This is a genomic window from Spiroplasma endosymbiont of Ammophila pubescens (assembly GCF_964020965.1).
Classification (GTDB): domain Bacteria; phylum Bacillota_I; class Bacilli_A; order Mycoplasmatales; family Mycoplasmataceae; genus Spiroplasma.
In genome coordinates this window covers 1230243-1244530 of sequence record NZ_OZ026611.1, presented here as the reverse complement: position 1 = coordinate 1244530, position 14288 = coordinate 1230243, and the positions used below count along the sequence as shown (strand labels likewise).

The following is a 14288-nucleotide window of genomic DNA, read 5'->3' as shown; positions in this document are numbered from 1 at the left end:
AAAAATACCCAGCAAGTTGTCTGAGTATTTTTTATTATGATTTATTATGATCAATATCTCAATCTTCTAAGACCATATGTTTAATAAAACGATTCATTCATAAGTCAGAATTGGCCCCCGTTTGTAAGTTTCCAACGTCACCAGTTTCGAACCCAACATAATTTCCATTTTTAATATAGACGTAAATTGGCGTTACAGTTAATCCTAATGAATCAGCAGTAATTGTTTTGTCAATTTTACCATTAATTTTATGAGCATTTCGCTCTTGTGTTACAATTCAATCAGCAATTTTTTTTGCTCATTTTTCTTTTCAAATACCATTATAATCTTTAATGTTATCAGTAATAATTAAGCGAGTGTTTTTAATTTTTTCTTGTTCATCAGAACTAATCGGATATGTTTTTAAAGCATATTGGGCACCAAAATTACCTGCTAAATACTTGTCATATTTATCATTACCATAGCCATTTTTATTATATAAATTTGGAATTGTTGTATCTGTTGTATTTTGACAATGAATGCAATTCTTTGCTGAAACCATAAAAATAAAACTTTCTTTATTGTTTATACCATTGATGAATTGGTTGTAATAAGCCATATTTTGATTTGAACAAGCGATTGTTGCTGTTGCTGTTGTTGTTGCGAGTGTCATTGCTGCCATTGTACTTAGCAGTTTTTTCATTTCTATTCCTCCCCAAGAATTATTTTATATAATTGTCTATCTATAACTATACATTATTTTTTATATTTTTAAAGTTAAATCTAAATATTTTTATGGTGTTATTTAGTAGATAATTATGAGAGAAAAGTATATAATGATAAAAAGTAATACAGATTTTAAAGGAGAGTAAATGATAATGGATATGACCATCGCATTGGCTGTGTTACTTCCAATAATGATTATTTTATTAATTTTTTCAAGTTTTTTTCGGCTTCAGAAACAGCTATTACCTCAATTAATGTTATTCGTTTAAAACAAATGGCAAAAAAGAATATTAGTAAATGGCAAAAAAGAGCAACAAATAAAACAATTCGTCGAGCAAAACAAGTTTATAAATTGGTCAAAGATTATGATCGTACTTTAGCAACTATTTTAATTGCAAATACTTTAGTTAATACGGCTTTAGCAACAATTGGAACTTTATTTTTTGCGTCTTTGATTATCAATGCTGAAACAGCAACATGAGTAGCAACAGGAATTATTGGTTTAACTGTTTTAATTTTTGGTGAATTATTACCAAAAACAATTGCTAAAGCTTTTCCTGAAAAGTTTTCAATTTTTTCAGCTTATATTTTATGAATCTGAAAAATTTTGTTTTATCCTTTTACTTTTACTTGGTTGTTAACCTTTCATAAACAAAAAAAATGGTGTTTTAACAACAGAAAATGAATTGTTAGAATTAATTTCAACAATTGAATCAGAAGGTGTTTTAGAAAAAATGAGAAAGAACTAATTGAATCAGCAATAACTTTTGATGAAAAAACAATTGGTTCAATTATGACAGCAAAGGAAAAAGTTAAAACAATTTATAGTAATATTTCATGACGAGAATTACAACGGTTTTATAAGCAAGAACGTTTTACGCGTATTCCTGTTTTAGTTCCAGAAACTGAAAAAGTAATTGGAATTTTAAACATTAAAGATGTTTTTATTGCCGTTATTGATCATCAAGAAGTTGATATCAAAAGTTTAGTTTCTGAACCAATTTTTTTCTCGTTATTTAAAATTAGATGATGCTTTAGAATTATTTCAACAAGAACAAGTTCATATGGCAGTTGTTAGTACCAATGAAGATAGTAATAATTTTCTTGGAATCGTTACACTGGAAGATATTTTAGAAGAATTAGTTGGTGAAATTTATGATGAAGATGATGAAACTGGGCAAGTAAAAGAAATTGATCACCATATGCTTTGAATTCATGGTAGTACTTCGATTAAAAAAGTATTTCAAAAATATTTGCATTTAGCAGCACCACCAGAAAGTACAGGTAAAACATTATATCAATTATTTATTAAGGAAACAGGATATGATTTAACAAAATCAGAAAATAAAATTAAAGAATTTGTTTATCAAAATTATGCTTTTCGCGTAAATGATGAGAAAAAAGGCAAATTAACTTCCAAAAATATTATTTTTGAAATTGAATTTTTAACTAATAATAATTCAATTCATGATTTAGAACGTTGAAAGCAAAAAAAGTGTATTTATTTTAAATACATTTTTTATTTATCTTTGTTAAATACTTAACATTAATTTATTCTATGTTAAGATAAAAAAAGATAAGAAATATAGAAAAATTAATGATAAGGAGGAGGATTATTCTGGAAAAAATGCAAGTAGAAAATGAAATATGTTGTGGATTACTTTTTCATTATTTAGTTTTTATTAACAAAGCATTTACACAGCAAATTGAAAATGAACTACAAAAACAAGGTTATTATGATTTTCAAATTTCTAATATTTGGTTATTAATTTTAATTGAACGGTTTCCTGACTATACAATGAATGAATTAGCACAAGTTGTTAATCAATCACGGGCAAATATTACGATTGTTTCAAAAAAATTAGTACAAAAGGGTTATGTTGTAAAAAATCGCCCAGAAAATAATAAAAAAATTATTTATTTAACCTTAACTGAAAAGTGATGAAAATTAAAACCAATTGTTTTTAATTTAGTAAATCAATTAGATCAACGCATTATGCAAATTTTATCAAAACCACGATATGAAACTTTACTAGCTGATTTAGGAAGGATAGTTGAGTTGCTAAAAAAAGAAGGGTCTACATCTTAAATAAAATGTTAAATATTTAACAAATATTAATAAAATAACTTGTAATATTTTTTAGAATTCGTATAATTATTTTGTTAAATACTTAACAAAATGCACAAAAAGGAGTTTATGATGAGAGAAAAAAATGATGGGTTAAATTTAACTGGCAATAATACAAAAAAAGAACCGTTGCCAATTAAAAAGCCAAAAGCCACCCCAATGGGATTTTTTAAATTATTATCAATTTATTATAAACAATTTTGATTTCGTTGATTATGTTTAATCTTATTTATTATTATTACTTGTGGAATTACAGTTGCCTTACCTAAATTAACAAATATTGTTATGATGGAATTGACAACGAGAATGTCAAAGCGTTCAAGTATTAATGATCCTGTGATGCCATGAGGAACATTACTATACTGAGCAATTGGTTTTGCCGGAACTTTTATTGTTTCAGGAATGTTTTTATATTTACAAAGTTTAGTTGGTGGGTCAATTTCACGAAAAATTGAAATTGATATTCGAATTAAAGTTTTAAATAAATTAGTTGATTTAGATATGAATTATTATCATGATAAAAAAATGGGTGATATTTTAACTAAATTAATTTCTGATACGCAAATTTTAAGTGACCAAGCATTTCAAGTTCCACAAAATTTTTTAAATGCTTTCTTCACCTTCATTGGTAGTATTGGGATTATGTTTACTTTAGATAACCGTGTTTTGCAATACCAAGATGGTCCACGCGGGATTGAACCAGTTATTGATCAAGATGGTAATTTTGTTTATCTTGATGGAAGTGCAACTGTTGCGGAATTAGCTGGTATTATTTTAGGAATATCATTTGGAATTTTATTATTAACTTCATTTGGTTTTACTTTTATTCGTCGGTTAATGTATAAACAACGAAAAGTGGTCTCTGATGTTAATGGTGATGTTAATGATCGGATTAATGCAATTCGATTAATTAAAGCAACAGGTACAAATGAATATGAAAAAGAACGTTTTAATAAAATTCATAAAGAATATTATAAAGTTAGTATGCGTGCTATTAAAGTACAATCAATTGTAATTGCTTTTGTTATAACAACCTTGACTAGTATGAATACAATTGCATTAATTGTTGGAATTATTTTTGTTAACAATAATCGATTATACCCAACTGTGATGTTGTCAATTACAATGAGTATTAATTCCCTAATTTTTCCAATTATTCAAGTTGTTCGATTACTAGCTAATTTAGCAACAGCATCAACATCAGCAACTCGTGTTGCAGAAATTTTTAATGAAGTTCCTAACATTAATATTAATGCAACCACACCACCATTAAAAGAAATTAGTGGTGATATTGTCTTTGACAAAGTTTGATTTAAATATGATGCGGCGGATGAAGATGAACCATATATTTTAGAAAACTTTAATTTTCATTTTCACCAAGGAAAAAGTTATGTTTTTGTTGGAGAAACAGGTGTTGGAAAATCAACAATTTCAAAATTATTATTACGATATTATGATCCAACAAAAGGGAATATTTATGTTAATAATAATCAAAATTTAAAAAAATTAATTTAAAATCATATTTAGACCATGTTGGTTATGTTGAACAAGAACCACAAATTATTTACGGAAGTTTTTACGATAATATTCGTTATGGAACTTTTATAGTAACTGATGCTGAATGTGAAGCAGCAGCAAAAAAAGCAGAATTATATAATTTTATTATTGACTTACCAGAAGGGTTTAATCCTTTACTAGGAGAGCGTGGTTTTATTTTATCAGGAGGGCAAAAGCAACGATTAGTAATTGCGCGAATGTTTTTACGAAATCCTGAAATTTTAATTCTTGATGAAGCAACAAGTGCTTTAGATAATATTGTTGAAAAAGAAATTCAAGCGGAATTAGATAACCTAATGAAAGGTATAACAACAATTATTATTGCTCATCGTTTAAGTACCATTAAGAATGTTGATCAAATTTTAGTTTTAGAAAAAGGAAATGGAGTTGTTCAAAGTGGAACCTTTGATGAACTAAAAAAAGTTGAAGGACGTTTTAAACGATTATACGAAGCTGGTTTAATGACATAAAATAAGTAACACAAAACAATTGTTTTGTGTTTTTATTAACAAATTTGTTTTTTAAATTATGATATTATTAAACCATAATCATGGAGGGCTTGGTATTATGGCAAAAAAGAACCAACAATTTAATGAAACTAAAATTTTTACTGATTATCAAGCACTTGCCCAAGCAACCATTCCTGAAATTGTTGCAAATTTACCTAATCAAAAAATTGGTTATCATAATGATGAAGTTAAACAATACTTAGCTCACGCAGGTCAAACTGCAATTAAACCACAACAATTTAATTGAATGAAAAATATTTTTTTGACAATTGTTAATTCTTTTAATTTATTATTAATTGTAATTTTTGGTTTTCAATTAGGAACTTTTTTGTTAAAGATTTTCATGATCCATTATCTTTAGCTAGTGCAATTATTATTGCCATTATGATGACCTTAAGCGCAACAATTTCATTAGGACAAGATTATAAAGCATTTCGAACAATAAAAGAATTACAACAATTAGTAAAAAAAAACTTCAATGGTAATTCGAACAGGGGAATACCATTTTGCAACAGTTAATGAAACAATGTTACCGAATTTAGTTGCAAAAGCAGTTAAAGTAGAATCAAAAACATTAATTCCTGGTGATTTAATTTATCTTTCCACAGGTGATATTGTTCCTTGTGATGTTCGAATTATTTATACTAAAAATTTGTCAGTTAACCAAGCTGTTTTAACTGGTGAAGTAACACCTGTTTTTAAAACAATTGTTGCGAATGCTGCACCACATCAAATTTTTGATTTATCAAATCTTTGGTTTATGGGAAATAGTATTGTTGCAGGAACCGCTGTTGTGGTAGTTTTAAAAACAGGTGTTAATACTTATTTAGGAATGTTAAATGAACAATTAGCAGCAGTACCAACAGAAAATAGTTTTAATTTAGAAATTAAAAAAATTACGCGCTTAATTATTCTAATTATTTTAATTATGGTACCAATTGTGCTAGTGTTAAATGGCATTCGAACAGGACAATGGATTAGAAGCTTTAATTTTAACATTGTCTGTAGCAGTTGGTTTAACTCCCGAATCGTTGCCAGTAATTGTTGCTGCTAACTTGACCCGGGGAAGCAAAAATTTAGCAAAAGAAAAAGTTGTAATTAAACAACTTGATGCAGTTCAAAATTTAGGAGCAATTGATGTTTTATGTACGGATAAGACAGGAACATTAACTGAGGATAAAATTGAATTACAAAGTTATCATAGCATTAATCAAGTTAATGCTCCAAAAGTTTTAAAATATGACTATTTAAATAGTTATTTTCAGTTAGAAATGAAAAATCAAATTGATAATGCAATTATTAGTTATCCAAAAGTTAATTATACAAAAAGTTTACGAACAACTTATCAATTATTGGATGAAATACCATTTGATTTTATTCGCCGTAGAGTTTCAGTATTAGTGACTTCAAAAGACGATGAACAACAAATGATTGTTACCAAATGATCAGTAGAAGAAATGCTTGATCTTTGTCATTCCTATGAGATTGAGCAACAAGTTTTTCCACTTGATAAAACAGTAAAACTAAAACTTATTGAAAATTTATTGTTATTAAATCAACAAGGTGTTCGTTTAATTGCTGTAGCTTATAAACTAATTGCAAAAAAAAAAAAAAAATTTGACAGATGAACAAGATTTAATTTTTCTTGGTTTTTTATCATTTACTGATGTTATTAAAAAAGATGCTGAAGGAACACTAAAATTACTGAATAAATATGGAGTAAAGATGAAAATTTTAACTGGCGATGCTCCTTAAACAACTTTAGTGGTTTGTAATAAAATTAATTTAAAAGTTCGGGGAGTTTTAGTTGGAGAAGAAATTGAAAATATGACAGCAGAACAATTATCAATTGCAGTTGAAAACTATGATATTTTTGCAAAATTAACCCCCCTATAAAAAGCTCAAATTATTACTGCTTTACAAAGCAATAAACACAAGGTTGGCTATATGGGTGATGGAATTAATGATGCATTAGCATTGCGCAAAAGTGATGTTGCGATTTCAATTAATAATGCTACTGATATTGCAAAAGAAGCTTCGGATATTATTTTATTAGAAAAATCACTATTAGTATTAGAACAAGGAATTATTGAAGGGCGAAGTATTTTTGCCAATATTATTAAATATATTAAAGTAACAGTTGCTGTTAATTTTGGTTTGATGTTAAGTTTGCTAATTGCTTCAGCTTGGTTATCTTTTGCCCCAATGACTTCAATTCAAATTTTATTTCAAAATTTATTATTTGATTTTTCGCAAGTAGCAGTTGTTTTTGATACTGTTAATCCGGAATATATTCAAAAACCACGGAGTTGAGAGACACAAAAGGAATTTTATCATTTACATTATGAAATGGACCATCTGTAACGTTAATGAGTGTTTTAAATTTTGTTGTGATGGGTATTATATTAACATCATTAGCATTAATATGAAGTGTTGACCCAAATCAAGGCAATAATGCAAAATTAATTTTTCAATTTCAAACAACAATGTTTACGGAAGAGGCATTATTGCATATGTTAATGATTTTCTTTATGCGTACAAATAAATTAGCATTTTGAAAAGACCAACCGCGTTACGGTTAGTATTTCCAATTTTAGGTCGCATGTAAAAAAGAAGGGTTTTAACAAATACATAGAAATTGAATAAGAATAATAATTAAACCATTTACTAAAATGGTTTTTTTATTTGTAAAACCAAAATTATTAATTGATTCATAGAAAGGACAGCGTTTTAAAATCTTAAAATAGAAACTTTTATTACAACTTTTTGATACCCTCTTTAAGTTGTTTACACATTTATTAAATATCTTAGAAATCTTTACAAAGTGTACCTGTTTTTTCTCCAATTTTAAGGTGTTGTCCTTTCTCTGTTTCAGTTAATTAATTTGCTAATAAAAAAACTTAATAAAAGAAAGGAGTAAGTAATGAAAAATAAGCAACAACAAATTTGTGATATTGATAACTGCTGAAGAGTTTTCATCAAATAAGGTTTTATGAACTTGTGAAAAACATAAAGATTTATTAAATCGGACAAAAAATAAAAAACAAAAACGATTTTATAAACGATTAGAAAATTCAAAAATTATTTTTGATTGAGAAACGGGTTTTTTAAAACTTAAATTTTATAAAACAATTTAATGCAGTGTGGGACTGTTATTTTAAATAACTAAGTGCTTTCATAAGAACATGAGTTTAAACTCATTCCCACCAGAGGCGGTCTAGCCCAACGGTAATCAGTCCGGAAATAATAGACGCTTTAACAAGCGATAGTCGTGATAAGTGCGAAGTCAACATCAAACGACAATAAATATTGAGATGGACACTTTATAAATAAATTTGCGATAGATATTACTTTTTAGAAGTGGCAGCGGTTTTACAAACCACAAAGCCAGCACTAGGCTCTTCAAAGTGCAAGTGAATTTATTTTAAAAACTGAACGCTTTGACCTGAAATGGTGCGGATGAAGAGAGAGAAAACTTTCTGGCGGCAAAAAGAAAAAACAACTGTGTATTATTAAATATTCAAACAATTAACATACCACCACCGCTCACCCCACTAAGGCGGATGGCGTAGTAAGTAAATAGATAAATACTTATATAACTAATTCTCGCTTGGCACTTTCACTTGGGAGTGAGTGCCAGCGAGTTAAAAATAGGAGGAAAATAAATGACAGAATATAAAAGTTTGTATATTAATAAAACTTGAAATGAAATAACAACATCATTTGATTGAGTTAATTGTCAATCTATTAATTGTCGTATTTCACATCATAAAAAGCATTATGATTTGCAATGTTTAGAATGAGCCAAAATGTACTTAAATTTATTTAAAGACAAGTGAGATGTTATTGTTTCATATATGCAATATTATAAAATTAACGATATTTTAGATTTAGCATCCGATGGATGAAAAATATTACAAATTGACAAAAAAATCAAAGGAATAATTTAGGAGGTTTTTATGAAAAAGTTAAATAAAACTTGTCTTAAACAAAGATATTGAGGTTATTGTTTTCATAAAGAATGCAATCAAGAAAATAAATTAAATGAATTAATGCGTAAAAGTTATTTAGTTTCATTTAAAAATATGACTGATGAACATTGAGCATTAGGTAAACAACATTAGGAGAAATAATTATGGAAAAAAATACTTATTAGTAATGAAATATGAAAATGAAGTTCTAACTAAATCGTTTTATACATTAAAAGAAGCAAAACTTACTGCTAGTGTTGAAAATGAAAATGAATGATTAACAACAATTATTGATTTAGAAAATGAAAATATTAAATGACAAGGATGTGAATAATATGTATAAAGATGAAGATGAAAAAGTTTATACCGAAGAAGACTTATTTAATGAAGCATTAGAAGAATGTCATTCAGAAGAAAGTGCTTATTACTATATTGATAGTTTAATTGAAGAAAAGAATTTGGAGGAAATTTAATAATGAATAAATTTATTGGAATTGGTAGAACAACAAAAGATATTGAAATTAAGAAAACAAGTAATGGAAAAGAATATACTATTTTTAATTTAGCAATTACTCGTCCATATTCAAAACAAAAAGAAACTGATTTTATACCTTGTCAAGTTTGAAATAAACAAGCAATTACTTTATAAAAATATTGTCAAAAAGGTAGTCAAATAGCAATTACTGGTGTTTTACAATCTTTTAAAGATAAGGATAATAAAATACATTGAATAGTTCAAGTATCTAATTATGAATTTTTACATACAAATAATGATTTAAAAAAATCTAATAAACCACAAGAAAAAATAGAATTTAATTCATCTGAGACAAAAGAATTATTTAATAATGATAATCAACATATTTGTAATGATGAAACAATTTTATGAGATTAGATTTAAAACCTTTATATATTTTTAATGATGAATTACATAAGTATAGTATTTTAATACCTAGTGTAAGTAAAATTGTTAATATTTTAGTGCCAAAAAATTTTTCACAAATTGATGAGAATATTTTAAAATTAGCACAAACTCGTGGAATATGTTTACATAATATGATTGATGTTTGAATAAAAAATAATTTTGATGATGAATTCATTGAATTTATTGATTGTGAAATAAAATCACATCGTGAATTATTTAAAAATTTTACAAAACTATATCAAGAAACTTTTAAAGATATTAAATTTAAATATTATGAAACTGAAAAAACACTTTATAGTCCTTTAATGTGTGGGACAACTGATTTTATTGGAATAACAACTGATAATGAATATATAATATGTGATTGAAAAATTACTAGTTCTAATGAGAAAACAGATATTGAACGCTATATTTGACAATTAAAACTTTATTATTTATTAGAAAAAGACTTTTGTATAGATAATAAAAAAATATTAATGATAATTATAAATCCAAAATTAAAAATAGTAATTAAAGAAAAAGTTGATATTACTAAACAAAATTTAGAACAAATTAAAGAAGCAATTTTAATATGACAAGAAAGAGAGAAATGAGAAAATGCCACAAGAAACTAAAAAAACATTAATAGCAAGTATTGGTGAAATACAACACGATTTATCATTATATTTAGAAAAAAATCAAACAATGCAAATGAATGATAGAGTAATGTATAACTATTTTGGTGAAGCACAAGTATTAGAATTAGTTAAAAAAGAATTTTAAAAACATCATATTACATATATTTGAAGTTATGTAAAAGATACTTTAAAAGTAATTAATGATATCCCGTATTTTGAAATGGAATTAACTTTATGTAAAGAAACAGAAGAAATTAAAACTTATTGACCTTTTACAGGTAAAAATACTGACCCCGCTAAAAGTATGGGTCAATATTAACTTATGGAGTTAAATATGTTTTAAGTAAATTATTAGGTTTACCAACCGAAGAATTAGACCCCGATAATAGTGAAATAAGTAAAATTAATTCTAAGCAAGAAAAAGAACAAACAGAAATTATTAACAATTCAAATCCAAATTGAATGAGTGAACAGCATTTTAATAATATTAAAAATTTTATTACAAATACAAAAATAGAACAAGATATTATTTCAAAAGATAAAAATTGATTAAAAGAAGAATTAAATGTTGAAAAATTATCACCAGTTCTGATTAGAAAACAAAGCGAAGATTTTTATTATCAATTTAAAGAAAGATTTTTAAGATAATGATAAAAATAGGTATTAACCCATCAGGAACTGGTACTACGGCTATTGCTTTTTTTGAAGATAATAAATTAATTGATAAATATGAATATACAAATCGTGATTGAATTGTACAAACCAATATTATTTTAGATGAGTTAAGAGCAGAAGCAATTATTAATATTGAAGATTGTTTATATACATCTGCTAATGCGAGTAAAGATAGAGATGATTTATTAAAACTTATAGGGGCAATTAAATATAAAACAGAAAAATTATTAAATATCAATTGAGTATCACCACGCCATACTAAATCAGTTCTTAAAAATATGGAAAATTTGAGCAAATATAATGATAGTTGTATATGAAAATTTGAAAAATATGCTAATTTAACTTATCAATATGGTAAAGGTTGAAAATATAATAATGAAAATATAAGTAATCATTTACGCGATGCTATTATTATTGCTAATTATGAAAGATAATATTATGAAACATTCATTTAATCAAAAAACAAGAAAATATTATTCTAAATTAATTCGAAATGTTAATGTTTACTTAAATGAAAATGAAGAAAAAGTTTGAAATGAATTCAATGACTTTACTTATTCACAACGAATAGAACATCTTATTAATTTTTATATAAAACATAATAAAGGAAAAATAAAAAAATAACCAATTAAGGTTATTTTTTTAAATACTATTTGTTAGTTGTCTAATAGCATCTTTTTGTTCTTGTTTTTTTTTGTTTACTTTAACTTGCTTTTTAACATTTTTAATTTGACCTGTTTTTAATGCTAATTCTGTTGCATATTCAGATCCTCGTAAATGTTTTTCGTGGGCAATAACAGCAGTTCTTAATTCTCTAATTTCTGCTTTATATTTTTTAATTTTTTTAGCAGATAATCCAAGAATACCAAGACTACCCATTCCACCAGCACCCGCTAATACAAGTAAAGCAATCATTAATGTATCATTTAACATTTTTTTTACTTCCTTTCTCATCCTTACTCAAACAGTGGCCATCCATCTTTTCAGAACAAAATAATTTATAAATTAAACTATATAACCGCCCCAAAATATCAACCACCTCTATAAATATAGTCTATTTTAATAAAATTTAATTATTTGTTTATATTTAATTCTTGTTTATTTTCTTCTTGTTTTTGTTTTTTAATATTTTCATTTTGTATATTTTTTAATTTTTCTTCTGTTATGCCATCTAAATTATTTCATTGTTTAGCTATTCGTGGTTGAACGACACGCGGATTAATACGGCAGTCAAAGCAATGTCTTAAATGGTCTTTTTTTCATTTTGATTTATCAATTCAAATAATAATTAAAGAAATTATTAAAGTAATTAAAGGTAATATTGTAAATACTAATCCCATTTTAGATATTTTTAATCTTGGTATATCAATTTTCATATCTACTTTTGGTTTACTACTAGCAACAAATATACCTTGAATTCCGTGTGTAAATAAAGGTGTTATCAAAATAGCAATTCAATTACCTCAATATTGTCCATAATTATACCAATTAATTTGGTCTTTAATGCCATTAATCATCCCATACTCTAATCAACAATTTAATGCTAAAAATATCAATGTATAAAAACTAACTACTCAACTACGAATTTTATATTTTCTTTCTCATTCTCTAATATTTTTATGAGTTCAATTATAAGTCGGAATAGGGTCTTTTTTAAATCAATTTCAAGGTAAGGCACTCTTTAATCAAGTTGTTTTATTTTGTTTCATAATTATTTACCTCATTTAATTTTTTATTCATTTTTATTTAATTCTAATCATTTTTTATTGAATAATTCTTTAATATCATTTCTATTATTTAAAACATTTTGCCATATGGGATTATATTTAATTAAGTTTAATTCCTTAATAGTTGTTACACTCTTTATTTTATTTATCAAGAAATTGTATCATTTTCACATTTCTTTGGGCAAATCAGTATCCGTATCACGCTTATAAATAGAGTGTGGTGGTTCATCTGCCATTAATTTTGTATTATTTGAATAATTTATTCTTTTTCTTTCAATAAAAATAGTCCCTAATTTTCTAAATGTTGCTGTACCATTAGCTCCAACATTAATCAATCCACTAGGATTAATAGATAATGCCCAACATTCCCTATTATTACCTATTTGGTCATATAAAACACTCAATGTTTTTATAAAACCACGCCTTGTTTGTAGCATTTCTTCACCATTTAATTCTGTGTTGCTATTTTTTCCTTAGGCTCAAATTCTATAAATATAATTTTCTTTATCAAAATTAGGAATATTATATCCGATTTGACCAACTCTAAAATCACTACTATCAACTTCTTCTCAATCATTTCCACCACTAATAGATATATTGCCACTCCCTAATAATGAATTACCATTTAATAGTTTTAATGTTTGTCCCATTTATTAATTTATCTTGTTTATTTATTAAAAAATTATTAATTGCATTTGCATCATAATAATTCCTTGCTAAATCTTTTGATGTTTTAACAATATATTTACCATCAACTTTTTCAATATAATTTTTATTAAATTCACTATCTTTAATAACATCCGATGGAATTTCACCACTTTGTTTTGCTTTTCAAACACCATTTTTTTCATAAATAGTTTCATTGTCAAAAGGAACAATAATTTTAATATATTCGTTATAATCAATTTTAGAAAAATCATTAATAGTTGGATAAGTAATATTTATTGAATTATCTGTTTGTAATCGTTCTTTTAATCAAAATAATAATGTTGAATAAAAAGTTTTTTTTACTAATATGTTTATATTCTTCTTTTCATAGATGAGCATAATTATCTAAACTATAATTATAAGGTCTAGATACTGTTTTACTAGATATAATATCAATTATTTCACCTGCTAATTTTAAAGCATTTTTAACACCACGAGTAATATTTTCATTTGCCTCAGGATCATTAGTTTGTGAATAAGCAACACCACCTTGTGAAAATGATGCACTACCAGTTAAATCATTAACTCCTTTTGGTAAATATCAATTAATAACTGCTAATAAACAAGCAGATTGAATATAACTTAATCATTTATCATATTCAATTAAACCAGTATTATCTTTTTTTATTCATGGAAATAATTCTTTTTTATTAATCTTATCGGAAATTGTCCCACCTGATAATCTATCCATTCATAAACTAGTTTTTAAAATAGCATTATAAATTAAATTATCATTATAAACAGATTGTTTTCTATCATTAATAGGTTG

Annotated in this window: 29 protein-coding genes and 2 pseudogenes; 24 read left to right on the top strand and 7 right to left on the bottom strand. The window is 25.7% G+C overall.

Features of this window, described 5'->3' with window-relative positions:
* Positions 1-34: 34 nt before the first annotated feature.
* On the bottom strand, positions 35-682 hold the full coding sequence (locus tag ABNT63_RS08150; protein ID WP_348735278.1) for a hypothetical protein: 648 nt from the start codon (positions 680-682) through the stop codon (positions 35-37).
* Between the two features lie 297 nt (positions 683-979).
* On the opposite strand from ABNT63_RS08150, the gene ABNT63_RS08145 reads away from it, so the two are divergent.
* The 24 genes and pseudogenes from ABNT63_RS08145 to ABNT63_RS08035 all read left to right on the top strand — a co-directional run bounded on the left by ABNT63_RS08145 (position 980) and on the right by ABNT63_RS08035 (position 11708).
* On the top strand, positions 980-1783 hold the full coding sequence (locus ABNT63_RS08145; protein WP_348735277.1) for a CNNM domain-containing protein: 804 nt from the start codon (positions 980-982) through the stop codon (positions 1781-1783).
* Positions 1770-2249, top strand: a complete 480-nt coding sequence (locus ABNT63_RS08140; protein ID WP_348735276.1) for a hypothetical protein — start codon at positions 1770-1772, stop codon at positions 2247-2249. The genes ABNT63_RS08145 and ABNT63_RS08140 overlap by 14 nt, the downstream gene beginning before the upstream one ends.
* An 83-nt stretch (positions 2250-2332) precedes the next feature.
* The gene (locus ABNT63_RS08135) at positions 2333-2794 is read left to right on the top strand and encodes a MarR family winged helix-turn-helix transcriptional regulator (RefSeq protein WP_348735275.1); all 462 of its coding nucleotides are present in this window, start codon (positions 2333-2335) and stop codon (positions 2792-2794) included.
* Positions 2795-2905: 111 nt separating this feature from the next.
* Positions 2906-4348 (top strand): ABC transporter ATP-binding protein, encoded by a 1443-nt coding sequence (locus ABNT63_RS08130; protein WP_348735274.1) that lies wholly within the window; start codon positions 2906-2908, stop codon positions 4346-4348.
* Positions 4339-4575: pseudogene (locus ABNT63_RS08125) on the top strand (ABC transporter ATP-binding protein); the annotation flags it as partial. The gene ABNT63_RS08130 and the pseudogene ABNT63_RS08125, both read left to right, overlap by 10 nt.
* A 12-nt stretch (positions 4576-4587) precedes the next feature.
* Entirely contained in the window at positions 4588-4860 is a 273-nt protein-coding gene (locus ABNT63_RS08120; RefSeq protein WP_348735273.1) for a hypothetical protein, read from the top strand.
* A gap of 97 nt (positions 4861-4957) precedes the next feature.
* The gene (locus tag ABNT63_RS08115; protein WP_348735272.1) at positions 4958-5260 is read left to right on the top strand and encodes a hypothetical protein; all 303 of its coding nucleotides are present in this window, start codon (positions 4958-4960) and stop codon (positions 5258-5260) included.
* A 117-nt stretch (positions 5261-5377) separates the two neighbouring features.
* On the top strand, positions 5378-5953 hold the full coding sequence (locus ABNT63_RS08110) for a hypothetical protein (protein WP_348735271.1): 576 nt from the start codon (positions 5378-5380) through the stop codon (positions 5951-5953).
* Positions 5853-6575, top strand: a complete 723-nt coding sequence (locus ABNT63_RS08105) for a hypothetical protein (RefSeq protein WP_348735270.1) — start codon at positions 5853-5855, stop codon at positions 6573-6575. The genes ABNT63_RS08110 and ABNT63_RS08105 overlap by 101 nt, the downstream gene beginning before the upstream one ends.
* 88 nt (positions 6576-6663) lie before the next feature.
* A complete protein-coding gene (locus ABNT63_RS08100; protein ID WP_348735269.1) occupies positions 6664-6795 on the top strand; it encodes a hypothetical protein in 132 nt (43 codons plus the stop codon).
* Between the two features lie 51 nt (positions 6796-6846).
* The gene (locus tag ABNT63_RS08095; RefSeq protein ID WP_348735268.1) at positions 6847-7263 is read left to right on the top strand and encodes a hypothetical protein; all 417 of its coding nucleotides are present in this window, start codon (positions 6847-6849) and stop codon (positions 7261-7263) included.
* 5 nt (positions 7264-7268) lie between these two features.
* A complete protein-coding gene (locus ABNT63_RS08090) occupies positions 7269-7481 on the top strand; it encodes a hypothetical protein (protein WP_348735267.1) in 213 nt (70 codons plus the stop codon).
* Between the two features lie 366 nt (positions 7482-7847).
* On the top strand, positions 7848-8036 hold the full coding sequence (locus ABNT63_RS08085; protein ID WP_348735266.1) for a hypothetical protein: 189 nt from the start codon (positions 7848-7850) through the stop codon (positions 8034-8036).
* Between the two features lie 528 nt (positions 8037-8564).
* Complete coding sequence (locus ABNT63_RS08080; RefSeq protein WP_348735265.1) at positions 8565-8849, top strand: hypothetical protein; 285 nt, start codon at positions 8565-8567, stop codon at positions 8847-8849.
* A 9-nt stretch (positions 8850-8858) separates the two neighbouring features.
* Positions 8859-9023 (top strand): hypothetical protein, encoded by a 165-nt coding sequence (locus tag ABNT63_RS08075; protein ID WP_348735264.1) that lies wholly within the window; start codon positions 8859-8861, stop codon positions 9021-9023.
* 34 nt (positions 9024-9057) lie between these two features.
* Positions 9058-9204 (top strand): hypothetical protein, encoded by a 147-nt coding sequence (locus tag ABNT63_RS08070; protein WP_348735108.1) that lies wholly within the window; start codon positions 9058-9060, stop codon positions 9202-9204.
* Between the two features lies 1 nt (position 9205).
* The gene (locus ABNT63_RS08065) at positions 9206-9343 is read left to right on the top strand and encodes a hypothetical protein (protein ID WP_348735263.1); all 138 of its coding nucleotides are present in this window, start codon (positions 9206-9208) and stop codon (positions 9341-9343) included.
* Between the two features lie 2 nt (positions 9344-9345).
* Positions 9346-9519 (top strand): single-stranded DNA-binding protein, encoded by a 174-nt coding sequence (locus tag ABNT63_RS08060; protein ID WP_348735262.1) that lies wholly within the window; start codon positions 9346-9348, stop codon positions 9517-9519.
* A gap of 233 nt (positions 9520-9752) precedes the next feature.
* Entirely contained in the window at positions 9753-10406 is a 654-nt protein-coding gene (locus ABNT63_RS08055) for a hypothetical protein (RefSeq protein ID WP_348735261.1), read from the top strand.
* Positions 10390-10554: a hypothetical protein gene (locus tag ABNT63_RS08050; protein ID WP_348735260.1), complete on the top strand. Its 165-nt coding sequence runs from the start codon at positions 10390-10392 to the stop codon at positions 10552-10554. Before ABNT63_RS08055 ends, ABNT63_RS08050 begins: the two co-directional genes overlap by 17 nt.
* Positions 10555-10721: 167 nt before the next feature.
* Positions 10722-10784: pseudogene (locus ABNT63_RS11405) on the top strand (hypothetical protein); the annotation flags it as partial.
* 87 nt (positions 10785-10871) lie between these two features.
* On the top strand, positions 10872-11057 hold the full coding sequence (locus ABNT63_RS08045) for a hypothetical protein (RefSeq protein WP_348735259.1): 186 nt from the start codon (positions 10872-10874) through the stop codon (positions 11055-11057).
* Positions 11057-11518 carry a hypothetical protein gene (locus ABNT63_RS08040; RefSeq protein ID WP_348735258.1) on the top strand — a complete coding sequence of 154 codons (462 nt, stop codon included), beginning with the start codon at positions 11057-11059 and terminating at the stop codon, positions 11516-11518. Before ABNT63_RS08045 ends, ABNT63_RS08040 begins: the two co-directional genes overlap by 1 nt.
* Positions 11519-11522: 4 nt before the next feature.
* Positions 11523-11708, top strand: a complete 186-nt coding sequence (locus ABNT63_RS08035; RefSeq protein WP_348734963.1) for a hypothetical protein — start codon at positions 11523-11525, stop codon at positions 11706-11708.
* Positions 11709-11726: 18 nt separating this feature from the next.
* On the opposite strand, the gene ABNT63_RS08030 is transcribed toward ABNT63_RS08035, so the two are convergent.
* The 6 genes from ABNT63_RS08030 to ABNT63_RS08005 all read right to left on the bottom strand — a co-directional run bounded on the left by ABNT63_RS08030 (position 11727) and on the right by ABNT63_RS08005 (position 14210).
* Entirely contained in the window at positions 11727-12017 is a 291-nt protein-coding gene (locus ABNT63_RS08030) for a hypothetical protein (RefSeq protein WP_348735257.1), read from the bottom strand.
* Positions 12018-12157: 140 nt separating this feature from the next.
* Complete coding sequence (locus ABNT63_RS08025; RefSeq protein WP_348735256.1) at positions 12158-12793, bottom strand: hypothetical protein; 636 nt, start codon at positions 12791-12793, stop codon at positions 12158-12160.
* A gap of 23 nt (positions 12794-12816) precedes the next feature.
* Positions 12817-13248, bottom strand: coding sequence for a hypothetical protein (locus tag ABNT63_RS08020; protein WP_348735255.1), 432 nt, complete (start codon positions 13246-13248; stop codon positions 12817-12819).
* A 36-nt stretch (positions 13249-13284) separates the two neighbouring features.
* Complete coding sequence (locus tag ABNT63_RS08015) at positions 13285-13461, bottom strand: hypothetical protein (protein WP_348735254.1); 177 nt, start codon at positions 13459-13461, stop codon at positions 13285-13287.
* Entirely contained in the window at positions 13430-13858 is a 429-nt protein-coding gene (locus ABNT63_RS08010; protein ID WP_348735253.1) for a hypothetical protein, read from the bottom strand. Before ABNT63_RS08010 ends, ABNT63_RS08015 begins: the two co-directional genes overlap by 32 nt.
* Positions 13761-14210, bottom strand: a complete 450-nt coding sequence (locus tag ABNT63_RS08005; protein WP_348735252.1) for a hypothetical protein — start codon at positions 14208-14210, stop codon at positions 13761-13763. Before ABNT63_RS08005 ends, ABNT63_RS08010 begins: the two co-directional genes overlap by 98 nt.
* Positions 14211-14288: the final 78 nt, after the last annotated feature.